Origin of the sequence: Amycolatopsis keratiniphila subsp. keratiniphila (genome assembly GCF_001620365.2) — a bacterium.
GTDB lineage: Bacteria > Actinomycetota > Actinomycetes > Mycobacteriales > Pseudonocardiaceae > Amycolatopsis > Amycolatopsis keratiniphila.
Genome location: NZ_LQMT02000012.1, coordinates 246112 through 270719 on the forward strand (window position 1 = coordinate 246112; position 24608 = coordinate 270719).

Below are 24608 nucleotides of genomic sequence, written 5' to 3' on the forward strand. Positions count from 1 at the left end.
TTGCAAGGAACGGACCGTTCATGGCACTACAGAACGCCGAAGACCTACCGGTCCGCGATGGCCGCTTCCGCCGCCTCGAGCCACTCACGCCACTGCGCGGCCTGCTCGTCCGCCTTCTTCGCGCGCCGCTCGTCACCCGCCGCACGGGCCTTGGCCGCCTGCGACTCGAACTGCTCGACCCGCTCGCGGAACTGCGCCGCCCTGGCCTGAGCCTCCGGGTCGGTCCGCCGCCACTTGCTGTCCTCGGCCGACTTGATCGCGTCCTGCACGGCCTTCAGGCGCCCGTCCAGCTCGCGGATGCGCTCGCGCGGGACCTTGCCGATCTCGTCCCACTGGTCCTGGATGCGGCGCATGTGCTGCTTCGCCGCCTCCAGGTTCGCCGCGGGATCGATCTTCTCGGCCTCGACGAGGAGTTCTTCCTTCTGCTGCGCGTTGGTCGCGAACTCGGCGTCCCGCTCGGAGAACACCGCGGACCGCCGGGCGAAGAACTTGTCCTGCGCGGCGCGGAACCGCTGCCAGAGCGCCTCGTCGCTGTCCTTGGGAGCGCGTCCGGCGGCCTTCCACTCGGTCATCAGGTCCTTGTAGCGGCCCGCCGTCTCGCCCCAGTCCGACGACTCCGAGAGCGATTCCGCCTCGGCGATCAGCTCTTCCTTGCGGTGCTTGGCGCCCGCGCGCTGCTTGTCGAGCTCGGCGAAATGCGAGCCGCGGCGGCGGTTGAACGCCTCACGGGCCTTGGAGAACCGCTTCCACAGCTCGTCGTCGGTCTTGCGGTCGACGCCCTTGACGGTCTTCCACTCGTCCAGGATCGCGCGCAGCCGGTCGCCGGCGGCCTTCCACTGCGTCGACTCGGCGGCGAGCTTCTCGGCCTCGTCGGCGAGGGCCTGCTTGCGGACGACGGCGGCCGCGCGGGCCTCCTCGCGCTCCTGCTTGGCCGAGGCCAGCGCCTTCTCGGCGTGGGCGATGACCTGCTCGATGCGACCGCTCAGCGCGGCGATGTCGCCGACGACGGCGGCTTCGGCGAGGCCGTCACGCAGCTGCGTGGCCGTCGCCAGCGCGTGCTTCGGGTCGCCCGCGCCGGACTCCAGCCGGGTTTCGAGCAGCTCGACCTCGGTGCGCAGGTCGTCGAAGCGGCGCGCGTAGTGGAGCAGACCCTCGTCCGGGCTCCCGGCCTGCCAGACACCGACCGCGCGCTCGCCGTCGGGTGTGGTGACGTAGACCGTTCCTTCTTCGTCGACCCTGCCCCAAGCGGACGGGCTGGGCTCGGCGGGCGGCACGGGGGGTGCGGGATGCCCGCCACCGAGCGCGTGCGGTACCGGGTGCGGTGCCGGGGTACCGGTGGACGTGTTCTCCTGGGCCATCGCAGGCTCCTTATCGCCTGTACGCCCGCTGGCGCGGGCGCCCCGCCTAGCGGCGGGGCCGGGTAATGCGTTGCCGTCTTGCTTCCGGGGCATCAGCCCCTTGCGGCATTCAAGCAGCTCAGCGTCCACCGTGGAACCGGATGAACCACCAGAGGGCAGTGATCCTACTTCCGGAGGACCCTCCGTGTCGGTCGGTTGCGGGTCGTGGATGGCGGGGAAGGTAACGTCGGCGGCCGTGATCCGCCGTGTCGCCGTGCTCCCGCAACCCCCGCTGCTCATCCCCGAACTGGCCGCCGGAGCGGCCGACGAGTGCGCCGAGCTGCGCGAAGCCTGCCTCGCCGCGGCTAGGCGCCTGACCAGCGCCTCACCGGACTGGGTCGTCATCGGCGCGGCCGCCGGTGCGCCCGAAGTGCCGGAACACGCGAGCGGCTCTTTCCGCGGTTTCGGCGTCGACCTCGGAGTCTCACTCAGCCGGGTGATGGCGCCCGAAACCGAGCTGCCGTTGCCCGCGCTCGTCGCCGGCTGGCTTCGTGAGCAGGGCGGCGCGTCGTCCGTCCGCGTCCACCTCGTCGATCCCGCCACTCCCGCCGACCAGTGCGAACAGTTCGCCCGCGCGGTGGGGGACCACGCCGCCGTGCTCGTTCTCGGCGACGGTTCGAGCAGGCACGGTCCCCGTTCCCCCGGTGGCGAGGACGCGCGCGCGGAAGGGTTCGACGCCGGGATCCGCGACGCGCTGGCCAAGGCCGACACGGGGGCGCTGGCCGCGCTCGACCCCGCCTTGGCCGCCGAACTCGGGGCCGGCGGCCGCGCGCCCTGGCAGGTCCTCGCCGGTCTTGCCGACGGGGATTGGACCGCCGAGGTCCTCTACTCGGCCGCGCCGTTCGGCGTCGGCTACCACGTCGCGGTCTGGGAACGCGCGTGATCCGGCCGGTCGCGGTCGTCGGACCCACGGCGACCGGGAAGACCGCGCTGGCGGTCGAACTCGCCCTCACCCTCGGGGGCGAGGTGGTCAACGCCGACGCTCTGCAGCTCTACCGCGGGATGGACATCGGGACGGCCAAGGCGACCGTCGAGGAGCGGCGCGGCGTGCCGCATCACCTGCTCGACGTCCTCGACGTCACCGAGACGGCGTCCGTCGCCGCGTACCAGCGCGACGCACGTCAGCGCGTCGAAGAACTACTCGACGCCGGCCGCGTCCCGATCCTCACCGGCGGCTCGGGCCTCTACGTCCAAGCCGTGCTCGACGACCTCAAGTTCCCGGGCACCGATCCGGACGTGCGCGCCCGGCTGACCGCCGAGACCGACGAAATCGGCGTCGCCGCGATGCACGCCCGGCTCACGGAGCTGGACCCCGTCGCCGCCACGGCCATCCTGCCGACCAACAGCCGCCGGATCGTGCGCGCGCTGGAGGTCATCGAGATCACCGGCGAACCGTTCTCGGCGAACCTGCCGAAACCGGGTCCCGCGCGCTACGACACGGTTTTGATCGGCATCGACCGCGAACCGGCGGAACTCGACGCCCGCGTCGACCGCCGCGTGGAGCTCATGTTCGAAGCCGGGCTCGTCGACGAGGTCCGGACGTTGCTGGGCCAGGGACTCCGTGACGGGCTCACCGCTTCGAGGGCGCTGGGCTACCAACAAGTGATCGCCGCGCTCGACGGCGACGGCGACTTCTCGGCCGCCTCGGCGGCCACCGCACAGGCCACCCGGAGGTTCGTGCGGAGGCAACGTTCCTGGTTCCGGCGGGACAAGCGCATCCAGTGGTTCGACGGCGGTTCGGAGCGGCTGGCCGAGCGCGTCCTCGAAGCGGTGGCCCAGTAATCTTGGGGCCATGGGCGGCATCGAATTCCTCAAGGGACACGGCACACAGAACGATTTCGTGCTGCTTCCCGACCCCGACGGCCGCCTCGATCTGACCGAAGCGCGGGTGGCCGCGTTGTGCGACCGCCAGCGTGGTCTCGGTGCCGACGGTGTGCTCCGGATCGTGCGGTCGGCCGCACTGGGTGCCGAGTCCGGCGGCGAATGGTTCATGGACTACCGCAACGCCGACGGGTCCATCGCGGAGATGTGCGGCAACGGCGTCCGGGTCTTCGTCCGCCACCTCGTCGATTCCGGGCTCGTGCCCGAACGCGACTTCGTCATCGGCACCCGCGCCGGTGACCGTCCGGTGCGGATGCACGCCGACGGATCGGTGACCGTGCAGATGGGCCCGGCCACGATCACCGGCACGTCGGTCACCGTGGTCGCGGGCAAGCCGTTCTCCGGGGTCGCCGTGAACGTCGGCAACCCGCACCTGGTGTCGGTCGTCGACGACGACGTCGACGTGCTCGACCTGCGCGACCAGCCCGACTTCGACTCCGACGTGTTCCCCGACGGCGTGAACCTCGAGTTCATCAACCTCCTGGGCGAGGACGCGCTGAAGATGCGCGTGCACGAACGCGGTGTCGGCGAGACGCGGTCCTGCGGCACCGGCACGGTCGCCGCGGTCGCCGCCGCCCTGCACCTCGCGGGCACCGACACCGGTGAGGCGACCGTCGACATCCCCGGCGGCCGCGTGGTGGTCGAGGTCCGCCGCGGCGGGTCCACGCTGACCGGCCCGGCGGAGATCGTCGCCCGCGGGGAACTCGACGAAACCTGGTGGGCCGGGCTCGGTTAGCCGACCGCGATCGGCTCCTTCGGAAGGTCGCGAAGCTTCCGGATCGGTGAGAAGACCACCCACAGCACCGCGGCCGACTCGCCGATGATCGCGAACCACACGGTGGCGCGGATCCCGATCGCCTCCCCGAGCGCGCCGCCGAGCAGCCCGCCCAGCGGCAGCATGCCCCAGACGATGAACCGCACGCTCGCGTTCATCCGCCCGAGCAGCCGGTCCGGGCAGACGGCCTGCCGGTAGGACACCTGCGCGACGTTGTAGATGATGATCCCGAAGCCCGTGAAGAGCAGCGCCCCGGGAATCAGCGCGACCATCCAGCCGGGCTCCGCCAGCGGGATCAGCAGTTGCAGCGGCCAGGTCAGCAGCGGTACCAGCCAGATCGACCGTGCCTGCCCGAGCCGCGCCGTGATCCTGCCCGCGACGACGGCGCCGACGATCCCGCCGACGCCACCGATCGCGAGAACGATGCCGACGGCGGCCGGCGGCAGCCCGAGCGTCCGGTTCAGGAACAGGATCTGCACCGCGGTGAAGGCGCCGTTGAACAGGTTGCACGTCCCGGTGCAGGCGACGATCGAACGCAGCGCGGGGTCTTTGAAGACGAATCGCAGTCCCTCGGCGATCTGGGGAAGCAGCTTCGCATCCTCGTTTCGCTCAGGAACCTCCTCGACGGTGCGGATCCGCAGCAGGCACAGCGCCGAGGTCAGGAAGCCCACGCCGGTCATCAGCACGGCGTTGGCCGCGCCCGCCAGCTGCACGAGCCCGCCGCCGATGCCCGGCCCGGTCAGGAACGCGACCGACTGGCTCGCCTGGAGTTTCGCGTTGCCTTCGAGGAGGTGCTCGCGGCCGACCAGCGACGGCAGATACGACTGGTAGGCGACGTCGAAGAACACCGTCGCGACGCCGACGAGCGTGGCGACGATGATCAGCTGCGTCAGCGACAGGATCCCCGCCCACCACGCCAGCGGAATGCTGAAGAGCAGCGCGGCGCGCACGAAGTCGGCCCGCAGCATCAAGACCCGGCGTCGCATCCGGTCGACCCACACCCCGGCGGGCAGCCCGATGATCAGGAACGCGATGGTCTCGGCGGCGGTCAGCAGCCCCATCTGGAACGGCGTCGCGGCCAGCACGGTGGCCGCGAGCAGGGGAATCACGGTGTGACCGGCGAAGGCGCCCACCTGGCTGGCCGTGTCACCCGCCCAGAGCCGCCGGAAGTCCGCGTGGAAGAAGAGGGAGTCTCTGCGCACGACGCCACCTTGGCGCGAGTGATTGGAAACTGTCAATCACTTATCGCTCTAGGCTGTCCCGGTGCCCACTCCACGACGTGCCGCCACCGAGGCCGAGATCGCCGCGATGGCCTCCGGAATAAGGCTGCGCATCATCCGGTTGACCTATTCCGAGGCGCTGACCAACAAGGAACTCGCCGAACGGCTCGATCGCGACCCGGCGACGACGCTGCACCACGTGCGCAAGCTCGTCGACACAGGGTTTCTCGAAGCGCTCCCGCCGCGACGCGGCACGCGCGGTGCGAAAGAAATTCCGTATCGCTCGACCGGGTTGTCATGGCATCTTGATTCCCGCGACAGGGGGATCGATCAGGCGATCTTCGAGGCTTATCTGGCCGAGATCGCCGACGTGGGATTCGACGAGGTGCAGCAGACGCGCCTGGTCGTCCAGGTGCCTGACGAGCAGATCACCGAGTTCGAAACGCGGCTGATGGAGCTCGTCGACGACTTCATGGCACGGCCGGTCGACCCGGAAGCGAAACGCACGGCCATCTACCTGTCGAAGTATCCCAGCAGGTAATGAATTCGGTCCCGCCGCCGAAACGTGGGACCATGGAGGCACGATGACGGAACTGACACACAACGATCTGAACGACATGGACCCTTCGACCGGCGAACTGGAGCTCGAGGACCGCGCCTCGCTCCGCCGGGTAGCGGGCCTGTCCACCGAACTCGCGGATGTCACCGAGGTCGAATACCGGCAGTTGCGCCTGGAGCGCGTCGTTCTGGTCGGTGTGTGGACCGAGGGCAGCGCCCTCCAGTCCGAGGCCTCGCTCGCCGAACTCGCGCGGCTCGCCGAAACGGCGGGCTCCGAGGTGCTGGAAGGTCTGGTGCAGCGGCGGATCCGCCCGGATCCCGCCACCTACATCGGCTCGGGCAAGGTCAAGGAACTGCGCGGGATCGTGGCGGCCACCGGTGCCGACACGGTGATCTGCGACGGTGAACTCTCGCCGGGCCAGCTGCGCCAACTGGAGGAGAAGGTCAAGGTGAAGGTCATCGACCGCACCGCCCTGATCCTCGACATCTTCGCGCAGCACGCCCGCTCCAAGGAGGGCAAGGCGCAGGTCGAGCTGGCCCAGCTGCAGTATCTGATCCCGCGGCTTCGCGGGTGGGGTGCGGCGCTGTCCCGGCAGGCCGGTGGCCGGGCGGGCGGCGCCAACGGTGGTGTGGGTCTGCGCGGTCCCGGTGAGACGAAGCTCGAAACCGACCGCCGCCGGATCAACAAGCGCGTGGCCAAGCTGCGCCGCGAGATCGCCGCGATGGACACCATCCGCGAGACCAAACGCGGTCGCCGGGTGGCCAACGAGGTGCCGAGCGTCGCGATCGTCGGCTACACCAACGCCGGCAAGTCGAGCCTGCTCAACGCGCTGACCGGCGCGGGGGTGCTCGTGGAGGACGCGCTGTTCGCCACGCTGGATCCGACGACCCGGCGGGCGCAGACGCCCGACGGCCGCACCTACACGCTGACCGACACCGTCGGTTTCGTCCGGCACCTGCCGCACCAGCTGGTGGACGCGTTCCGGTCGACGCTGGAGGAGGCGGCGAGCGCCGACCTGCTCGTGCACGTCGTCGACGGTTCCGACCCGACGCCGGAAGAGCAGGTCAACGCGGTGCGTGAAGTGCTCGCCGAGATCACGAAGCGCCGTTCCGAGCCGCTCCCGCCGGAGCTGCTGGTGATCAACAAGGCCGACGCCGCCGACGAGGTGTCGCTGGCCCGGTTGCGGCACCAGATGGCCGGTTCGGTGCAGGTGTCGGCGCGGACCGGTACCGGCATCACGGAGCTGGCGGAGGTGATCGCGGAGCGGCTGCCGAGGCCGGAGGTCGTGGTCGAGGTGCTGATCCCGTACTCGCGGGGCGAACTCGTCTCCCGCGCCCACGCCGACGGCGAGGTGCTGGAGGAAGAGCACGTCGAGACCGGTACCCGGCTGGTCGTCCGCGGCAGGCCCGAGCTGGCCGCGGCGCTGAGCGACTTCCAGACGAACGGTTCGGCTCTGTAGGCAAGTACGTGAAGGCCCCCCCTTCACTGCGCTGGACGCAGTGAAGGGGGCCTTCACGTACCTTTCTGACGGTGGTGGTGGATCGGTGACCGTGCCGACCCGCACTGAGGTTCGCGAAATGCTGCAGGCTCTCGTCGACGGCGCGATCACGCCTGCGCAAGCCGACGACTGGGCGCGTCGCTGGATGGTCGAGGGCGGCATCCGGATCGAGGACGAGCTGGTCCTGCAGGGACTCGGCTGGCTGTTCGGTGCCGACCTGATGGCCTCGCCGTCGAGTTACCTGCATGGCCCGGCCGACTTCCGGGCATGGCTGGAGGAGTTCGACGCTCACCGCTGAAAGTGGTCTTCGCGACATTCCGCCCCATCTCGGCGTCCGCACCGAACTGCGCGCCGTCCCGCACGTCTCCGTAGTGTGGGGCTTCAGGGGTTCCACGGTACGGAGGTGGATGTGCGGGGGATTGTCGCGGCGGCGGTCGTGCTGGCGGCGTTCATCGGCGGGACGGCTCCCGCCCTGGCGCAGGAGGTCCCGGCGCCGCAGCCGGTGTGCAAGAACGGCGAATCCCGGCTCAGCGAGCTCTCCGGCCTGGTTTCCGACGGCGAGCACCTGTACGCCCTCAACGACGGCGGGACCAAGACGCAGGTCTTCGTGCTCGGCCGCGACTGCAAGGTCCAGAAGGTCATCTCGGCGGCCACGGACCCGTACGACCCCGAAGACCTCGCCCGGACGGCGGACGGCACCTTCTGGCTTTCCGACACCGGCGACAACCGCAAGCGGCGGGACACGGTCGCGCTGATCTCGCTGACGCCGCAAGGCAAAGCGACACTGCACCGGCTCACCTACCCCGACGGGCAGCACGACGTCGAGGCGCTGATCATGGACCGCTCCGGCACGCCGTACCTGATCACCAAAGACTTCTTCGGCAACTCGAAGGTGTACCGGCCGACGGGGCCGCTCGCCAGTCCCGGGCCGACCCCGCTGGAGAGCGTGGGGTCATTGCAGATCAAAGAGACCTCGACACCCGGCGGCCCCGCCGGATCGATCGGCTCGATGACCGTCACCGGCGCGGCGTCGACGGCCGACGGCTCGGTGGTCGCGTTGCGCACCTACACCGACGCCTACCTCTACGCCGTCACCGACGGAGACCTCAAGAGCGCGTTGCAGCGCGAGCCCGTGCGCGTGCCTCTGCCGAACGAGAAGCAGGGAGAGGCGATCGCCTTCGACCCGGACGGGACGCTGCTGTCCGGCGGGGAGGGCGTCGGCGAGCAGATCCGGGCGGTGAAGGGCGCGGCGGCGCTCGCGGTGGAGGCGGCGAAATCCGAGGGCAGCACGTCGGGCGGGACCTCCGCGGCCGGTGGCACGGGCCAGGGGTCCGACTTCCCGTACGTGCAGGTCGGTATCGCCGCGGTCGTCGTGATCGGCGGCCTTCTGCTGGTCGGCAGGCTGCGCAAGCGGCGTGCTTGACCGAGAAGCGGAAGGGCTGCCGAAGCTGCCGAGCCTGACCCGGGTCGGCTGACCCGGGATCCCGGCGTGCTCCGGCTTGGGGCTACAGCCTGCGAAGAACGGCGACGACCTTGCCGAGGATCGTGGCGTCGTCACCCGGGATGGGCTCGTACGCCTCGTTGTGCGGCATCAGCCAGATGTGGCCGTCCTTGCGCTTGAACGTCTTGACCGTCGCTTCGCCGTCGATCATCGCCGCCACGATCTCGCCCGGGTCCGCCGTGGGCTGCTGGCGTACGACGACCCAGTCGCCGTCGGTGATGGCGGCGTCGACCATCGAGTCACCGGTGACGCTGAGCAGGAACAGCTCACCCTCGCCGACGATCTCCCTCGGCAACGGGAAGACGTCTTCGATCGCCTGCTCCGCCAGCACCGGGCCACCGGCCGCGATCCGGCCGACGAGCGGTACGTACGCGGCCTTCGCGGCCGACTGCGGCTGCTCGACGTCGATGCCCATCGGGTTGTCGTCCGTCGTGGCGAGCACCCCCACCGCACGCGGGCGGTTCGGGTCGCGTCGCAGATAACCCTTGCGCTGCAGGGCCTGCAACTGGTGCGACACCGACGAAGTGGAGGTCAGCCCGACCGCCTCGCCGATCTCACGCACACTCGGCGGGTAGCCGAACCGGCTCACCCACAGTTTGATCACGTCGAGCACCTGCTGCTGCCGCACGGTCAGGGTCTCGTCCACCTCGTAGACCTCGGGCAAGGCGCGCACCTTGCCCGAGCCCCTAGGCGCGTTCCCCGCCTTGCTCTCCTTAGCCACCGTCTCGCTCCTTCATCTCCTGCGTCGCCTCCCAGCACGTCCGGTCGCCCGGACCGACTTCGCGTGTCTTCGCCGGTGGCGGACGATCTTCCCCGCCCACGGCACCGGCGGCGTCCGCGCAGCAGACGCCCTGGTCAACGACGTTAGCCCGCCGGGACGACGATTTCAAACATCTGTTCGATGGACACGCCGTGTCGCTCGATTTTTGTCGGTGGGAGGTGGTACACATTCGCACGGGCGTTCGATAGAACGCGTGTTCGATCTTGATGCCGGGTCCCGGCCCGGCGGCGAGTGCAGCAGGACTGCGAGGAGGTTCCGATGTCGATTCTGGCCGATCGAGGACTGGTGCGGCCCAGTTCCCCCGGGCCCGTTCCGGCAAGGGCGACCAGGCCCGTGCGGGTGGTACGGGGCAGGCGTGCCGAGCCCCTGCGTCCGCCGACCAGGGCGCGGGTCGTGGCGGGCCGCCGCCCCGGCGTCGCCACCGTCGCCCCGGCGTGCCCGGCGCCGCGGCGGCTCCCGCTCAGGTGGCCGTCGCTCGCCGGGATGGCCTTGCTCGTCGCCGGGGTCATCACCGGATTGGGTCTGTTCTTGGCCGGTGTTCCCGGCGCCGCGGTGCCCGAACGGACCACCACGGTGTCGGTTTCCGCGGGCGAAACGCTGACGGATCTCGCGGCGCGATTCGCGCCAGGCAGTGACACCGGCGCGGTCGTCGCCAGGATCAAGGAGCTCAACTCCCTGGAAAACGCCGTCCTCGTGCCCGGGCTGCCGCTCACGGTCCCCGTCGCGGCCGAGGTCGCGGAAGGTGGGAGGTGATCCCGGAGGGTGCTCTCACCCGTCGTGGGTGAGCTCCTCTTTCGTGTCTGATCGACCCGCCCGTAGCGCTTGCGTGCGTCCGACCAGCGATCTAGTCTCCACCGCTATATGTAGTAGTTACATGGCTGTAGTTGGTCCATAGCTTGGGGTAGACTCGGTACCAGTTGTCCACAGCTGGCCGGTGTTCACCCACCGGATGTCCACAGATCGATCCACATGTCGATCTTTCCGTCGTTGCGTGGCGACGGGGGCGGACGTCCACTCGGGCCCGGCCGGCGCGGAGGGGAAGGTGATCGGCGGATGAGGTGCCCGTTCTGCCGGCATGCGGACTCTCGGGTCGTCGACTCCCGAGAGGTGGATGAGGGTCAGGCGATCCGGCGGAGGCGCTCCTGCGCCGCTTGCGGCCGGCGCTTCACCACTTCGGAGACGATGGTGCTCGCCGTCGTCAAACGATCCGGGGTCACCGAGCAGTTCAGCCGGGACAAGGTGGTCCGGGGGGTGCGCCGCGCCTGCCAGGGCAGGCCGGTCGACGACGACGCGTTGCAGCAGCTCGCGCAGCGAGTCGAGGAGTCGATCCGGTCGGCGGGGCTGGCGGAGATCCCGAGTCACGAGGTCGGCCTGGCGATCCTGGGCCCCCTGCGCGAACTCGACGGCGTCGCCTATCTCCGGTTCGCCAGTGTCTACCGCTCCTTCTCCTCGGTCGAGGACTTCGAGAAGGAGATCTCGGACCTCCGCGAGGCCATGGCTGCCACACCGGACGAGAGCGATCAAGACGCGAAAGACGGCTGATGCCGCCTCCCGCGTGGGAGTGAGGGAAAGACCCATGACCGAAACCGTGGGAACAGGCAACCCGGCCACAGCGCGGACGAACGGGAAGAAGAAGCAGGTGGGCGGGCTCACCGTGCGCCGCGTCTTCACCACCGAGGGCGTCCACCCGTACGACCAGGTCACCTGGGAGAACCGGGACGTCGTGATGACGAACTGGCGCGACGGCACGGTCAACTTCGAGCAACGCGGTGTCGAGTTCCCCGGCTTCTGGTCGGTCAACGCGACGAACATCGTCACGAGCAAGTACTTCCGCGGTGCCGTGGGCACGCCGCAGCGCGAGCAGAGCCTGAAGCAGCTGATCGACCGCGTCGTCCACTCCTACGTCAACGCCGGCCGCGAACACGGCTACTTCGCGAGCCCCGCCGACGCCGAGGTCTTCGAGCACGAGCTGACCTGGATGCTGTTGCACCAGGTGTTCAGCTTCAACTCGCCGGTGTGGTTCAACGTCGGCACGACGTCGAAGCAGCAGGTCAGCGCCTGCTTCATCCTCGCGGTCGACGACACCATGGAGTCGATCCTCAACTGGTACCGCGAAGAGGGCCTGATCTTCAAGGGCGGCTCCGGTGCCGGCTTGAACCTCTCCCGCATCCGGTCCTCGCGTGAGCTGCTGTCCTCCGGCGGCACCGCGTCCGGCCCGGTCTCCTTCATGCGCGGCGCCGACGCCTCCGCGGGCACCATCAAATCCGGCGGTGCCACCCGTCGCGCGGCGAAGATGGTCGTGCTCGACGTCGACCACCCGGACGTCGAGGAGTTCGTGCAGACCAAGGCTCGCGAAGAGGAGAAGATCAAGGTCCTCCGCGACGCCGGGTTCGACATGGACCTTTCCGGCTCGGACATCGCCTCCGTCCAGTACCAGAACGCGAACAACTCGGTCCGCGTCTCCGACGAGTTCATGCAGGCCGTCGAGACCGAGGGCGACTTCGGCCTGCGGTCCCGGACCACCGGCGAGGTCATCGACCGGGTCGACGCCAAGAAGCTGTTCCGCACCATCGCGCAGGCCGCCTGGGAATGCGCCGACCCGGGGCTGCAGTACGACGACACGATCAACGACTGGCACACCTGCCCCGAATCGGGCCGGATCACCGCGTCCAACCCGTGTTCGGAGTACATGCACCTGGACAACTCCAGCTGCAACCTCGCCTCGCTGAACCTGCTCAAGTTCGCCACCGAGGACGGCGGTTTCGACGCGCCGCTGTTCGCGAAGGCCGTCGAGCTGGTCATCACCGCGATGGACATCTCGATCTGCTTCGCCGACTTCCCGACCGAGGCGATCGGCGACACCACCCGCAAGTTCCGCCAGCTGGGCATCGGGTACGCGAACCTCGGCGCGCTGCTGATGGCGCTCGGGCACGCGTACGACTCCGACGGCGGCCGCGCGCTCGCCGCCGCGATCACGTCGCTGATGACCGGTGTCTCGTACCGGCGTTCCGCGGAACTCGCCGCGGTCGTCGGGCCGTACGAGGGCTACGCGCGCAACGCCGAGGCGCACCAGCGGGTCATGCGCAAGCACGCCGCCGCCAACGAACTGGTGCGGACCTACCACTCGAACGACGCCGCGGTCCGCGCGCTCGCGACCCAGGAATGGAAGCACGGCATCGAGCTGGGCGAGAAGAGCGGCTGGCGTAACGCGCAGGCCTCCGTGCTCGCGCCCACCGGCACCATCGGTTTCATGATGGACTGCGACACGACCGGCATCGAGCCGGACTTCTCGCTGGTCAAGTTCAAGAAGCTGGTCGGCGGCGGCTCGATGCAGATCGTGAACCAGACGATCCCGCGCGCGCTGGCCGCACTCGGCTACCAGGGCGAGCAGATCGAAGCGATCGTCGAGTACATCGCCCAGCACGGCCACGTCGTCGACGCCCCCGGCCTGCGCCAGGAGCACTACGAGGTGTTCGATTGCGCGGTGGGGGAGCGGTCCATCGCGCCGATGGGGCACGTCCGGATGATGGCCGCGGTGCAGCCGTTCCTGTCGGGCGCGATCTCGAAGACGGTCAACATGCCGGAGTCGGCGACCGTCGAAGAGGTCGAGGAGATCTACTTCCAGGGCTGGAAGTACGGCCTCAAGGCGCTCGCGATCTATCGCGACAACTGCAAGGTCGGCCAGCCGCTGTCCAGCGGCAAGAAGGAGAAGGCCGAGCCCGAGGCCGAAAAGGTCGTCGAGTACCGGCCGGTCCGCAAGCGCCTGCCGAAGAAGCGCCCGAGCCAGACGGTGTCGTTCACCGTCGGCGGTGCCGAGGGCTACCTGCACGCCGGTTCGTACCCGGACGACGGCCTCGGCGAGATCTTCGTGAAGCTCGGCAAACAGGGATCGACCCTCTCGGGCGTGATGGACGCGTTCTCGATGTCGATCTCCGTCGGCCTGCAGCACGGGATCCCGCTGGAGTTCTACGTTTCGAAGTTCTCCAACCTGCGCTTCGAGCCCGCCGGCATGACCGACGACCCGGACATCCGGATCGCCACCAGCGTCATGGACTATCTGTTCCGCAGGCTGGCGCTGGACTACCTGCCGTACGAGAAGCGTTCGCAGCTGGGCATCTTCACCGCCGACGAACGTTCGGCACAGGTCGAGGCGAGCTACGGCGGTGCGCCCGTCGCGGAACCGGAGAACGTCGACATCGACGCCCTCCGGTCCACTGTGGACTCTTCGTCCGCGGAGCCCGCCAAGGTCGCGCACTCGACGGCGGAACTCGTGGAGCTGAACCTCGGCACCGCTTCCGACGCGCCGCTCTGCATGACCTGCGGCACGAAGATGCGGCCCGCCGGTTCGTGCTACGCCTGTGAAGGATGCGGAGCGACCTCCGGCTGCAGCTAGGTCAGAGCGAATGTCATGAAAGGGTCGTTCAGGACGATATATGTCCTGAACGACCCTTTTCATGACACCGGAGGCGCGTGCGTGACCATCGTTGATCCTTTCGGCACACTCGGCCAGGCGCTCTGGATCTGCGGCGGTCAATGGGCGGGCAAGTCCACCGCCTCCCGTCTGCTCGCACGCCGCCACGGCATCACCGTCTACCACTACGACTTCCACGACGCCCGCGCCCATCAGGACCGCCGCGTCGCCCACCGCGTCCGGAACGGTTCGCCCGCCGAGGATCCCGACCCCGACACCGTGTGGGTCGAGCCCACACCCGAGCGGATGGCCGCCGACACGATCGCCGGTTTCCCGCTGCGGTTCGAGTGGGCTCTGGACGACCTGCGCGCGCTGGTGTCCGGGCGCCCCATCCTCGCTGAGGGCTGGGGGTTGCGCCCGGAACTGGTCGCACCTCTCCTGGATTCACCCCGGCGGATGATCGTGCTGGTGCCCACGGACGAGTTCCGCGAGCACCAGCTTCGGGTGCTGCCCCGTGCCGCCGCGATGGCGCAACGGGTCAGCGATCCCGAGCGCGCGCAGCGCAACCGGATCGCGCGAGACCGTCTTGTCGCCGAAGACGCCGTCCGCACGGCGAAGAGTCTCGGTATCCGCGTACTGGAAATCGATGGCTCAAGAGACGCCGAAGTGGTCGCGGACGTCGTCGCCGAACACTTCGGTCCCTACCTGGTCTGAGCGAGATCGAGGACGAAGGCCGCCACCGCCAGCGCGAGGAATCCACCGGGGAAGGCGATGTTGTAGAGGACGCGCGCCCGCAAATGGGTGATGACGGCGCCGAGGTAGAACAGCACGAGCCCGGCGGCCGCCGCGGTCCCGATGTACGGCACCCCGAACAGGCCGAGCAGCAGCCCGGCCGCGCCCGCGGCCTTCAGCGAGGCCAGCGGCGGGATCCAGGACGGTGGGACGTCGACCTCGGCGGAGTTCTTGAGCACGAATGGGATCCGTGCGAAGTCGGCGGCGGCGATCCCGGCGTTGATCGCGATCGTCACGATGGTCACGATGAGGTATGCGGTGAACATGCCCCGTGGACGAGGCCCGGGCCCGGAACGTGACAGCGGTCAGGAACGCCAGCGTTCGAGTACCGCGTCGATGGTCGGCCGGATGCGGTCGCGGGCGGCCTGGCGTTCCACGCCCGCCATGAGGAGGTCGTCGTACTCGGTGTCCAGATGCCGGATCGAGGCGACGACGGCGAGGAACACCGCTCGTTCGGCCAGTTCCCGTCCCGCGGCGGACCGGCCCACCCGGCCGCTGCCGCGCAGACCGGCGTGTTCGGCGATGGCGCGGGCCCGCTCCGGCGGGCAGCCGGGGAACAACTCGACGATCGCGGTGTGGAACCGGGCGGTGAACTCGACGTCTTCGTGAGCGCGGCGTTCGCGGTCGCGGCCGCGGCGCCGTTCCCGGACGTCCTCGTCGGCGAGGCACTGCTCCTCGGCGTCGCGCAGTGCCGCTTCTTCGACCAGGATCCCTTGCCGCTCATGACGTTTCCGGGACCGGTTGAACTTGGTGACGACGGCGGAAAGCCGGCTCGCCTTCTTCGCCCGGCGGGTCAGGGTGGCGTCGCCGGAGGGCAGGAAGACCAGGTGGCCGAGGTCGGCGCAGTCGAGGCAATGGGGCTTTTCGTTCTCCAGGAACCGCAGATCGCCGGTGCCGCCGCAGTCGGCGCAGGTCCAGTCCTGGAGTGCCACCGAGACGACGAGGTCGGGTGCTTTCCGTTGCCTGGCCTCGACTTGCGCTCGTTTGGCTTCGGACAGCCCCGGCATGATCCAGTGCGTCCGGAACAGCGGTTCGAGACCGGCGAGTTCGCCGGAGGTCACTCGCAGGGCCGCCCGGTCCCGGGTCGCGCCGACGTGCTCGATCTCCGACCCTTCGAGGTTGTTCGCCGCGACCCAGCGTTGCAGGGCCCCGAGCGCGAAGGTCAGCTTCTCCGGCGTCACCGGCAGCGCCGTCGACAGGTCGGGGATCCGGCCGCGCTGCCAGGCGTCGACGACGTTCTCCGATAGCCAGCCGATGCCGGTGAGGATGCCGAGCGCGGTCACCGACTTCTTTTTGGCCAGCAGCTTTTCCGCCGTCTCGACGACGCGTTGCTCCAGTTTCGCTTCACCCTGCATCGCCGGGAATCCTAGCGATCACGCGGTTTCGGTGCGGGCCCGGTACGCCCGGATCTTGGCGCGGTTGCCGCAGCGCTCCATCGAGCACCAGCGGCGGTTGCCCGACCGCGAGGTGTCGAAGAACAGCAGGTAGCAGTCGCTCGCGGAACATTCGCGGACGCGGCCGGAGCGTTCGCCCGCGACCAGGCCGATGGCGTCGCGGGCGACGGCGCCGAGGAGTTGCTTCCCGGTGACGGGCGGCGCCCAGGCGAGCCGACGCGTCTCCGGGTCGACGAGTGGCCTCGGGGTGGCTTCGGTCGCGCTGTTCAGCACGGCGAGGTCGCCGGCCGTCGGTGCTTCGCCCCGGGCGAGGGTGGGTGCGACGCGGTAGAGCGTGTCCCGCAGTTCCTTGAGCGCGGTGAGCTCGGCGGGCCGGATCCGGACATCGGTCAGGGGAGCGGTCAGCGCCAGCCGGGAGCCGGTGAACCAGTCGGCGAGGGCGGACGGCGTATGCGCGATCTCGTAGCGCTCGTACGGGCCGGGCCCGCCGGTCAGCATGAGTTCGAGGCTGAGGCTGCCCGGATCGAAGCGGTACCGCTCGCCCTGGGCGTTGACGAGCAGTCTTGTTCCCGGAGTCATGTAACCACTATAGTCGGTTTCGGAAACCAGGTAAGACGGTTACAGCGGAGGCGTGATGATCGGCAAGACGAAGGACGCGGGCTGGGAGATCGGCGTGTCCAAGACGGTGGCGTATCCGCTGGAGGAGGTTTGGGAGTACCTCTCGGGTCCGGGCCTGGTGGCCTGGCTGGGCGAAGTGTCGCTGGAGCCGGAGAAGGGTGCGCCGTACGAGACGGCCGAGGGCACCGTCGGCGAGGTCCGCGGGTACCGCGAACGCGAGAAGATCCGCCTCACCTGGCGGCCGAAGGACTGGGACCACGAGAGCACGGTCCAGGTCGGCCTCCGTCCGGCCGGACCGGGCAAGACGACCGTGGTCTTCCATCAGGAGCGGCTCACCGGTCCGGAAGAGCGGGCCGCGCAGCGCGAGCACTGGCAGGCCGTGATGAAGCTGGTCGTCGACGGCCTCGCCGGCTGATCAGGAGAACGTTCGCCGGGCGAGCTCGGCCAGGGTGTCGGTGATCCGTTCGACGCTCAGGCCGAGCTCGCCTGTTTGATGCAGGAACACCTCGACGGCGAGCGGCGCCAGCAGGACGTCGGCGAGCACGTCCGGATCCGGGGCGCTCGCCTGCTCGGCGAGATGGCGGACATGGGTACGCCACAGCCGGTACGGCCCGGTCGTGAACCGCGAGTGCCCGACCTCGGTGCCGAGGACGAGATGCGCGTGCCGGGCGAGCAGGCCGGTCATCGCCGCGTAGAACGCGGCCAGCCGCTCGGCGGGCGCAGCGCCGGGGCCCAGCGGGGGAGGGCCGGTGAGCAGCCGCTCCTGGAGTTCCCGCTCGTGCTCGTCCAGCAGGGCGACGGCGATCGCCGAGCGGTCCGGGTAGCGGCGGTACAACGTGGCGCGGCCGACTCCGGCCGCCTTGGCGATGTCCTCCATGGTGACGTCGGCCGCCGGACGTGCGGCGAAGAGCTCTTCGGCTGCCTTCAGGATCTTCGCGCGGTTACGGGCGGCGTCCGAGCGTTCCCGTCCCGGGCCGTTCGCGAGCAGATCTTCCGGCATGGTCCGCAGCCTAGGGAATATCCGGACGCGGCGTCCACTTGTACCCGGCGAAGCAAGTGGACGACGTGTCCACTTCCTGGTCCGGGAGGCCCCGATGAGCCACCTTCTCCACCTCGACTCCAGTGCCCGCAGCGCGTCGTTCTCCCGCGAGCTGAGCGCTCGGTTCGCCGGCGCCTGGCGCGCCGCGAACCCGGGCGCGGGCTACACCTACCGCGACGTGGCCGCCGACCCGGTGCCGCCGATCGGCCAGGCCTGGACCGAGATCTGCGACGCCCTCCTTCAGACGGGGATCACGGATCCGGCCGGGTACGCCTCCGTCGTGAAGACGCCGGAACAGCGCGAGGCATGGGCGGTCATCGAGCCGTTGCTGGCCGAACTGCTCGCCGCCGACGTCGTGCTGATCGGCGCGCCGATGTACAACTTTTCGATCCCCGCGACGCTCAAGCTGTGGATCGACCAGGTGACGTTCCCGAAGATGTCGTTGGCGGGCAAGGCTTTCGTGGTCGCGGGAGCGCGTGGCGGCACCTACCTGCCGGGCACGCCGCGCGAGCCGGTCGACCACCACGAGCGCTACCTGCGCGACTTCTTCGCCGGGCATTACGACGTCCGGGACGTCACGTTCCTGCACTCCGAACTGACGAACGCCCTGGTCGACCCTCGGCTGAGCCCGCGTGATCCCGACCGGATCGCGTCGCGGGAACAGGCGCTCCTCGGCGCCGAAAAAGCCGGAAGGGAGGTCTGATGGGCTGGGGAATCCTGCTGCTGGCGGGAGCCGTCGAGGTCGCCTGGTCGCAGAGCATCAAGCCGACGGAGAACTTCACCCGGTTCTGGCCGACCGTGCTGTGCTTCGTGCTCGGCGTCGCCGCGGTGTACCTGCTGTCGAAGGCGATGGACTCGATCCCGGTGGGGACCGCGTACGCCGTCTTCACCGGAATCGGGGCGGTGGGCGCGATCGTGTTCGGCATCGTGATCCACAAGGACCCGCTCAGCCTCGGCCGGTTCGCCGCGATGGCGCTGATCGTGGGAGGGGTGGTGCTCGCCAAGGTGACCGAGTGAGCCCCGGATGTCATGAAAGGGTCGTTCAGGACGAAAGATGTCCTGAACGACCCTTTCATGACACGTCAGGCGAGCTTCTCCCACAGGAATTCGAACATCAGCGCCCATTTGAACGCCAGCTGCTCGTTGTCGGCGGCCGCGCCGTGGCCGCCCTCGATGTTCTCGTGGTATCGCACGTCGTGCCCCTGCTCCACCATCCGCGCGACCATCTTGCGGGCGTGCGCGGGATGCACCCGGTCGTCCCGGGTGGAGGTGACGAACAGGACCGGCGGGTACTCACGGCCGGCGTGGACGTTCTGGTACGGCGAGTACTTCCCGATGAAGTCCCATTCCGCCGGATCGTCGGGGTCGCCGTACTCGGCCATCCACGACGCGCCCGCGAGGAGCTTGTGATACCGCTTCATGTCCAGTAGCGGCACCTGGCTCACGATCGCACCGAAGAGGTGCGGGTAGCGCGTCAGCATGACACCCATCAGCAGCCCGCCGTTGCTGCCGCCCTGGATCCCGAGCCGGGACGGCTCGCTGATCCCGCGCTCGACGAGGTCGGCGGCGACGGCCGAGAAGTCCTCGTAGACCTTGTACCGCTTGGCTTTCGTCACCGACGTGTGCCAGTCCGGCCCGTATTCGCCGCCACCGCGGATGTTCGCGACGACGTAGGTGCCGCCCCGCGCGAGCCAGCCGCGGCCGATGACTCCGCTGTAGCCGGGGGTCAGTGAGACCTCGAAGCCGCCGTAGCCGGTCAGCAGCGTCGGGCCGCCTTCGGCACCGGAGGGGCGTACGACGAAGTACGGGATCTTCGTGCCGTCTTCGGACGTCGCGAAGTACTGCGAGACGGTCATTTCTTCGCTGTCGAAGAACGACGGAGCGCGCTTGAGAACCTCGACGTCACCGCCGACGTGCCCGTAGCTCAGCGTCGACGGCTGGGTGTAACCGCTGGAGTCGAGCAGGTATTCGTCGCTGACGTCGGGGTCGGTGCCGGTGATCTGGGCGGTGCCCAGTTCGGGGGCGCCGGCGAGCGGCCGCGAGGTCCAGCCGTCGGACGGCGTGAGCACACGCAGTTCCGTCCGGACGTCGGACAGCGTGGAGAGCAGCAGGTGGTTGTGCGTCCACACCCAGTACTCCAGCGACGTGTGCGCGTCCGGGGTGAAGAGGGTCGTGAAGGTGCGCTCGCCCGCCATGAACGCGTCGAAACCGGAGGCGAGCAGGGTGCCGGAGGGGTACGTCGTGCCTTCGACGGTCCAGTCCGAGCGAAGCCGGATCAGCAGCCACTCGCGGTGCGAGGACGTCTGGGCGTCTTCGGGGACCTCGATGCGGTCGAGACCGGCGGCCGTCCGGACGTACCTTTCCGTGCGGTAGAAGTCGATCGACCGGTAGACGAAGTCGCGTTCCCAGCCCTCGGTCGGGTCGTGGTGCGCGGACACCGAGACGTCGTCCGGTTTGCCCTCGAAGACCACCGTCGCCTCTTCGAGCGGCGTGCCGCGGCGCCATTCCTTCGCCAGCCTCGGATAGCCCGAACTGGTCAGCGTCCCCGGACCGAAATCGGTGCCGATGTACACGCGGTCCTGGTCGATCCAGCCGATCCTGGTCTTGGCCTCGGGGACGTAGAACCCGTCGTCGACGAAACGGCGCTCGTCGAGGTCGTACTCGCGGACGACGGTCGCGTCGGCGCCCCCGCGCGACAGCTCGACCAGCGCGCGGTGATACCCCGGACGGAGGACGGCCGCGCCCTGCCACACCCAGTTCTCGCCGTCGGCCTCGGCCAGGGCGTCGACGTCGAGCAGCAGTTCCCACTCCGGCGTGTCGAGCCGGTACTGCTCCAGGGTGGTGCGGCGCCACAGGCCGCGAGGGTTGGCCGAGTCCTGCCAGAAGTTGTACAGGTACTCGCCGCGGCGGCGGACGTACGGGATGCGGTCGTCGGCGTCGAGGACCTCGCGGACCTCGTCGCGGATCCCGGCGAACCGCTCACCGCCTGCCAGTTCCGCCAGCGCCTCGGCGTTGCGGGCTCGCACCCAGTCCAGCGGTTCGTCGCCGGTCACGTCTTCCAACCACAGGTACGGGTCCTCGTCACTCATGCCCACAGTCTCGCCGGGCACTCCGTCCCGGCGCCACCAGGTGTGGCATTCCGTATGCTGTTGGCTCGCACGTTTGGGGGACACCATGACCGGCACCGACGAGGTACCCAGACCGTTCGCGCCTTCGCCGCCTCGCCGGAACCCCGGGGCGGCCGTGGTCGGTGTGCTCATCGTCGCCGCCTTGACCACCACCGGGATGGCGATGGCGGGCGGACCGCGGCAGATCGACGGCCAGGCACTCCCGGCGTCCGGCGCGTACGCCTCCGAAGGGGCCAAAGCGCCCGCCGGGAACGCGAAACCCGCGCCGAAGGAGGTGCGGGAGCTGGAGACGAACCCGCTGCTGGCGGAGGGGATCGCACTCGGCGCCGTCACCTGCCGCCTGCCCGCGATCAGCCGCGAACCCGCGAAACTGGAGACGTACTACAAGACCTTGGTGTCCTGCCTCGCCGAATCCTGGAAACCCGCCTTGGAACAGGCGAACGAGCCCACGCTGACGGCGACCGTGCAGGTGACGCTGCCCGAGACCAGCGCGTGCGGGAAGGCGCCGAGCGAGAACGAGGCCGTCGCCTACTACTGCGGCGGCGACACGACGATCTACGCGCCGACCGAGTGGATGCTGGGCGACGCGGGCCTCGAACGGTCTCGTCACCTCGCGACGATGGCCCACGAGTACGGGCACCACGTCCAGCGGTCCAGCGGGATCCTGTCGGCGGCCGCGGAGAAGATGTCGTCGCCGGGTGAGGACAGCCCGGCCGACAAGGAACTGGTCCGCCGCATCGAACTGCAGGCGAACTGTTTCGGCGCGCTCGCCCTAGCGGCCGCCGCCGGGCGCGGCTCGATCAGCAAGTCGCTGGCCAACGCGGCCCTCGACGACTACGGCCGCGCCGACGACAGCGACACCCACGGCAGCCGTCGCAACCAGCTGAAATGGGCGAAGGCCGGGTTCTCCGGGAAGACGACGTCGGCGTGCAACACCTGGGCGGCGCCTGCCTCGGACGTCAAATGACCGACGAGGTGATGGCCGAGATCAATACCGGCCTCCAGCTGCACATCTCCGGCGACCGGGCAGGCGCGCGCGAGAAGTTCGCGGCGTTGTGGGAACGGATCGGCGAGGACGGCGACCCGCTGCACCGGTGCGCGCTCGCCCACTACATGGCCGACGTCCAGGACGATCCGGCCGACGAACTCGCCTGGGATCTCCGCGCGCTCGCCGCGGCCGATTCCCTCACCGACGAACGCGCCAAGGAGTACCACGCGACGCTCGCCGTGCGCGGGTTCTACCCCTCGCTGCACCTCAACCTCGCCGAGGACTACCGCAAACTCGGCGATCACGAGTCCGCGAAGAAGCACTGGGAGATCGGGCGGGGGGCACTCGGCGCGCTCGGCGACGACCCCTACGGCCTCGGGATCATCGAGGCGTACGACGCGCTCGCCGAACGGCTCGGTCTCGAACCGGACTCTCCGGACTTTCGCGCTCGGCGGCGAGGCCATAACCTGGAGTGACTCAGGTCACCCATCCGGGAGGAGCGCGTATGCGGATTTCCGATCTGTTGCGGAACAAGGGGGCGGCCGTCGCGACCGTCTCGCCGGAGACGAACGTAACCGAACTGCTCGAGAGACTGGCGGAGCACAACGTCGGCGCCTTGGTGGTGGTCGACCCCGAGGGCGGGATCGTCGGGATCGTCTCCGAACGGGACGTGGTGCGACGGCTCAACGAGCGCGGGCCCCAGCTGCTCGACGGATCGGTGTCCGCGATCATGACCAAGATGGTCGCGAGCTGCACCCCCGAGGACTCGGTGGACCAGCTGTCGGTCCTGATGACCGAACGCCGCATCCGGCACGTCCCGGTGGTGGTGGACGGCAGGCTCGCGGGGATCGTGAGCATCGGCGACGTCGTGAAGACCCGGATGGAACAGCTGGAGAAGAGTCAGGAACAGCTGGAGGCGTACATCTCGCAGGGCTGATCCCGGTCCGCCAAATGTCATGAAAGGGTCGTTCAGGACGGAAGATGTCCTGAACGACCCTTTCATGACATCCGGAGGCGGCTACTCGCGCCACCCCGACAGCTCGACCCCCTTCGCGACGTCCACCCGGTACCCGAGCGTCACAACGCCCTTCGCGCCCGAAGCGAGCGTCAGCCGCCAGGTGAACTCGCCCAGCTCGGTCCGCTCCACCGGCTCCGGCGTGGTGCGCACGTCCCGGACGGTGATCGCGTCGTCCCGGGAGACCGGCGCCTGGTCCAACACGGTCACGACGGCTTCGCGCGGACTGTGGTTGACGATCGTCGTGGTGTAGGCGGCTTCCCGCTTGCGCACGCCGGACAGCGTCGCCTTGCTCGCCGTGCGGTGCGTGAGCTCGCGCTCGATCCGGATCCGGTCGTCCACGCCGAGGGCGAGTTCGAGTTCCTCGCCCGGCGCCCAGACGTCCAGCCGCGTGGTGCCGACGAACTCCGTCTCGTGGAACACCGACGCCTTCCCCGGCCGCAGTGTGTGCTCCGAAGTGTTGACCACGGTCGCCCGCAGGAACGCCTCCGGGGACACCGCCGGAGCGGTGACGTAGCCCAGTTTCGCCGTCAGCTCCAGCTGCGCGAGCGTCGTGCGGTGGCCCTGCGCTCCCGACGGCACCGCCACCGGGCGGCCCGGCCGGTAGGTGACCGCGGTGGTGCCCTGTTCGACGGACGCGGTCCGCACGGCCATCGCCGGAGCGGCCGGGGCAGGCAGGCCCGCCGCCTCCGGCATCCCGCCACCCGCGGGTGCCGCGCTGCCGTACGCCGCGCGCGCCATCAGCGGCTGGACCGGACGCACGCGGTCGAGGAACCAGGGTTCGAGTTCCGGTACCTCGACGGTGTTCGCCGGCCGCGCGGTCGAGAGGGCCAGTTCGCATTCCGGCCAGTCCTCGCCGGTGTGCTGGGTGATCCGCCCGTACCAGGTCAGCGAGACGTCCTCGCCGCGGACACGCACGTCGTAGCCTGGTTCCCAGCTCGCGTTCGCGACCACATAGGACAGTTCGAGGCCGATCTCCGCGCCGTCCTCCCCGGGCTCCAGCTCGACCGTGACCGTCGCGCTGTCCACTTCGGACGCCCCTCGTTTCGTCTCGATCTCGCGGTCCAGGGCCTTGAGGTCGTCACGGAGCCGGGCGAGGCGGATGCCGAGTTCGCGGCGCTTGCCCAGCGCCTCGGCCAGTTGCGCGCCGAGCGCGTCGGTGACCTCGGCGACGCGGGGCGGCTCCGCCGTGCCCGCCGCGAGCGCTTTCGCGAAACTCCTGCCGCTGCGCGTCGCCAGGCCGGTCAGCAGGTCGACCTTCGCCGTCTCGGCGGAGACCGCGTCCGCGACCTCGTCGATCACCGCCTGATCGGCCTTGCGCTGTTCGGCCAGCGCGCGCAGTGAAGCGTCCGCCGGCGCGGGATGGCGCTCGACGGCGACGTCGACCCCGGCGATGACCGCCGGACCTGAACCGGTGACGCGGACCGAATCCGTGTCCAGGTTCCACGGCAGGCCCGCGAAGGCGAAACGCGTTTCCCCGTCGAGGGCCGCCGAAGCCCGCCTCGTGATCCGGGCGTGGTGCGGGTAGACGGTGACGGCGACGATCGGTGCTTCCAGGGTGCTCGGCATGCCTCCGACGTTAGTCTCTTGACACCCGTTCGGGTGGCCGGA

26 protein-coding genes are annotated in these 24608 nt (G+C 69.5%); 17 read left to right on the forward strand and 9 right to left on the reverse strand.

What is annotated here, in order from left to right; translation table 11 throughout:
• Positions 1-44 precede the first annotated feature (44 nt).
• Entirely contained in the window at positions 45-1358 is a 1314-nt protein-coding gene (locus AVR91_RS12820) for a DUF349 domain-containing protein (protein WP_063275011.1), read from the reverse strand.
• A 235-nt stretch (positions 1359-1593) separates the two neighbouring features.
• On the opposite strand from AVR91_RS12820, the gene AVR91_RS12825 reads away from it, so the two are divergent.
• Genes AVR91_RS12825 through dapF form a run of 3 tightly spaced genes read left to right on the forward strand, consistent with a single transcriptional unit; the run spans position 1594 to position 4014 of the window.
• Positions 1594-2280, forward strand: a complete 687-nt coding sequence (locus AVR91_RS12825; protein WP_083737538.1) for a class III extradiol dioxygenase subunit B-like domain-containing protein — start codon at positions 1594-1596, stop codon at positions 2278-2280.
• Positions 2277-3179: a tRNA (adenosine(37)-N6)-dimethylallyltransferase MiaA gene (gene miaA, locus AVR91_RS12830; RefSeq protein ID WP_143253987.1), complete on the forward strand. Its 903-nt coding sequence runs from the start codon at positions 2277-2279 to the stop codon at positions 3177-3179. The genes AVR91_RS12825 and miaA overlap by 4 nt, the downstream gene beginning before the upstream one ends.
• A 10-nt stretch (positions 3180-3189) precedes the next feature.
• Entirely contained in the window at positions 3190-4014 is an 825-nt protein-coding gene (dapF, locus tag AVR91_RS12835) for a diaminopimelate epimerase (RefSeq protein ID WP_076153667.1), read from the forward strand.
• Here the strand turns inward: dapF and AVR91_RS12840 are convergent.
• Complete coding sequence (locus AVR91_RS12840) at positions 4011-5255, reverse strand: MFS transporter (protein ID WP_063275013.1); 1245 nt, start codon at positions 5253-5255, stop codon at positions 4011-4013. The genes dapF and AVR91_RS12840 overlap by 4 nt on opposite strands.
• Positions 5256-5316: 61 nt before the next feature.
• On the opposite strand from AVR91_RS12840, the gene AVR91_RS12845 reads away from it, so the two are divergent.
• From AVR91_RS12845 to AVR91_RS12860, 4 genes are all read left to right on the forward strand, one after another.
• The gene (locus tag AVR91_RS12845; protein WP_016332732.1) at positions 5317-5814 is read left to right on the forward strand and encodes an ArsR/SmtB family transcription factor; all 498 of its coding nucleotides are present in this window, start codon (positions 5317-5319) and stop codon (positions 5812-5814) included.
• 43 nt (positions 5815-5857) lie between these two features.
• Complete coding sequence (gene hflX, locus AVR91_RS12850) at positions 5858-7291, forward strand: GTPase HflX (RefSeq protein ID WP_016332733.1); 1434 nt, start codon at positions 5858-5860, stop codon at positions 7289-7291.
• 118 nt (positions 7292-7409) lie between these two features.
• Complete coding sequence (locus AVR91_RS12855; protein WP_063275014.1) at positions 7410-7628, forward strand: hypothetical protein; 219 nt, start codon at positions 7410-7412, stop codon at positions 7626-7628.
• A 111-nt stretch (positions 7629-7739) separates the two neighbouring features.
• Positions 7740-8753 carry an SdiA-regulated/phytase-like domain-containing protein gene (locus AVR91_RS12860; RefSeq protein WP_063275015.1) on the forward strand — a complete coding sequence of 338 codons (1014 nt, stop codon included), beginning with the start codon at positions 7740-7742 and terminating at the stop codon, positions 8751-8753.
• A gap of 82 nt (positions 8754-8835) precedes the next feature.
• On the opposite strand, the gene lexA is transcribed toward AVR91_RS12860, so the two are convergent.
• Positions 8836-9552, reverse strand: coding sequence for a transcriptional repressor LexA (gene lexA, locus AVR91_RS12865; protein ID WP_037343289.1), 717 nt, complete (start codon positions 9550-9552; stop codon positions 8836-8838).
• A 318-nt stretch (positions 9553-9870) separates the two neighbouring features.
• On the opposite strand from lexA, the gene AVR91_RS43775 reads away from it, so the two are divergent.
• The 4 genes from AVR91_RS43775 (at position 9871) to AVR91_RS12885 (ending at position 14737) form a co-directional block, all read left to right on the forward strand.
• A complete protein-coding gene (locus tag AVR91_RS43775) occupies positions 9871-10365 on the forward strand; it encodes a LysM peptidoglycan-binding domain-containing protein (protein WP_063275016.1) in 495 nt (164 codons plus the stop codon).
• A gap of 300 nt (positions 10366-10665) precedes the next feature.
• Positions 10666-11154 carry a transcriptional regulator NrdR gene (gene nrdR, locus AVR91_RS12875; protein ID WP_034311932.1) on the forward strand — a complete coding sequence of 163 codons (489 nt, stop codon included), beginning with the start codon at positions 10666-10668 and terminating at the stop codon, positions 11152-11154.
• Positions 11155-11188: 34 nt separating this feature from the next.
• Positions 11189-14005 carry a vitamin B12-dependent ribonucleotide reductase gene (locus tag AVR91_RS12880; RefSeq protein ID WP_063275017.1) on the forward strand — a complete coding sequence of 939 codons (2817 nt, stop codon included), beginning with the start codon at positions 11189-11191 and terminating at the stop codon, positions 14003-14005.
• An 81-nt stretch (positions 14006-14086) separates the two neighbouring features.
• The gene (locus AVR91_RS12885) at positions 14087-14737 is read left to right on the forward strand and encodes a hypothetical protein (protein ID WP_063275018.1); all 651 of its coding nucleotides are present in this window, start codon (positions 14087-14089) and stop codon (positions 14735-14737) included.
• Here the strand turns inward: AVR91_RS12885 and AVR91_RS12890 are convergent.
• Genes AVR91_RS12890 through AVR91_RS12900 form a run of 3 tightly spaced genes read right to left on the reverse strand, consistent with a single transcriptional unit; the run spans position 14725 to position 16788 of the window.
• The gene (locus tag AVR91_RS12890; RefSeq protein WP_063275019.1) at positions 14725-15081 is read right to left on the reverse strand and encodes a DoxX family protein; all 357 of its coding nucleotides are present in this window, start codon (positions 15079-15081) and stop codon (positions 14725-14727) included. The two genes, AVR91_RS12885 and AVR91_RS12890, sit on opposite strands and share 13 nt — an antisense overlap.
• 39 nt (positions 15082-15120) lie before the next feature.
• Positions 15121-16170 (reverse strand): DUF2293 domain-containing protein, encoded by a 1050-nt coding sequence (locus AVR91_RS12895; protein WP_063275020.1) that lies wholly within the window; start codon positions 16168-16170, stop codon positions 15121-15123.
• Between the two features lie 18 nt (positions 16171-16188).
• Positions 16189-16788 (reverse strand): CGNR zinc finger domain-containing protein, encoded by a 600-nt coding sequence (locus AVR91_RS12900; RefSeq protein ID WP_063275021.1) that lies wholly within the window; start codon positions 16786-16788, stop codon positions 16189-16191.
• Between the two features lie 55 nt (positions 16789-16843).
• On the opposite strand from AVR91_RS12900, the gene AVR91_RS12905 reads away from it, so the two are divergent.
• Positions 16844-17242 carry an SRPBCC domain-containing protein gene (locus AVR91_RS12905; RefSeq protein ID WP_063275022.1) on the forward strand — a complete coding sequence of 133 codons (399 nt, stop codon included), beginning with the start codon at positions 16844-16846 and terminating at the stop codon, positions 17240-17242.
• On the opposite strand, the gene AVR91_RS12910 is transcribed toward AVR91_RS12905, so the two are convergent.
• On the reverse strand, positions 17243-17827 hold the full coding sequence (locus tag AVR91_RS12910) for a TetR/AcrR family transcriptional regulator (RefSeq protein WP_063275023.1): 585 nt from the start codon (positions 17825-17827) through the stop codon (positions 17243-17245). It lies immediately after the preceding gene.
• Between the two features lie 94 nt (positions 17828-17921).
• On the opposite strand from AVR91_RS12910, the gene AVR91_RS12915 reads away from it, so the two are divergent.
• Both AVR91_RS12915 and AVR91_RS12920 read left to right on the forward strand, forming a co-directional pair.
• Positions 17922-18569 (forward strand): FMN-dependent NADH-azoreductase, encoded by a 648-nt coding sequence (locus tag AVR91_RS12915; RefSeq protein ID WP_063275024.1) that lies wholly within the window; start codon positions 17922-17924, stop codon positions 18567-18569.
• Positions 18569-18883: a DMT family transporter gene (locus tag AVR91_RS12920; RefSeq protein ID WP_063275025.1), complete on the forward strand. Its 315-nt coding sequence runs from the start codon at positions 18569-18571 to the stop codon at positions 18881-18883. Before AVR91_RS12915 ends, AVR91_RS12920 begins: the two co-directional genes overlap by 1 nt.
• Positions 18884-18948: 65 nt before the next feature.
• Here the strand turns inward: AVR91_RS12920 and AVR91_RS12925 are convergent, their stop codons facing one another.
• Entirely contained in the window at positions 18949-20955 is a 2007-nt protein-coding gene (locus AVR91_RS12925; RefSeq protein WP_063275026.1) for a prolyl oligopeptidase family serine peptidase, read from the reverse strand.
• Positions 20956-21040: 85 nt separating this feature from the next.
• Here AVR91_RS12925 and AVR91_RS12930 point away from each other — a divergent pair, with 85 nt between their 5' ends.
• From AVR91_RS12930 to AVR91_RS12940, 3 genes are read left to right on the forward strand one after another with little or no spacing between them, the layout of a single operon-like run.
• Positions 21041-21961, forward strand: a complete 921-nt coding sequence (locus AVR91_RS12930) for a neutral zinc metallopeptidase (protein ID WP_063275027.1) — start codon at positions 21041-21043, stop codon at positions 21959-21961.
• Positions 21958-22458, forward strand: a complete 501-nt coding sequence (locus AVR91_RS12935; protein WP_063275028.1) for a hypothetical protein — start codon at positions 21958-21960, stop codon at positions 22456-22458. The genes AVR91_RS12930 and AVR91_RS12935 overlap by 4 nt, the downstream gene beginning before the upstream one ends.
• Positions 22459-22487: 29 nt before the next feature.
• Entirely contained in the window at positions 22488-22919 is a 432-nt protein-coding gene (locus AVR91_RS12940; protein WP_016332748.1) for a CBS domain-containing protein, read from the forward strand.
• A gap of 81 nt (positions 22920-23000) precedes the next feature.
• Here AVR91_RS12940 and AVR91_RS12945 read toward each other — a convergent pair whose 3' ends face one another.
• Positions 23001-24566: a DUF4139 domain-containing protein gene (locus tag AVR91_RS12945; protein ID WP_063275029.1), complete on the reverse strand. Its 1566-nt coding sequence runs from the start codon at positions 24564-24566 to the stop codon at positions 23001-23003.
• Positions 24567-24608 lie beyond the last annotated feature (42 nt).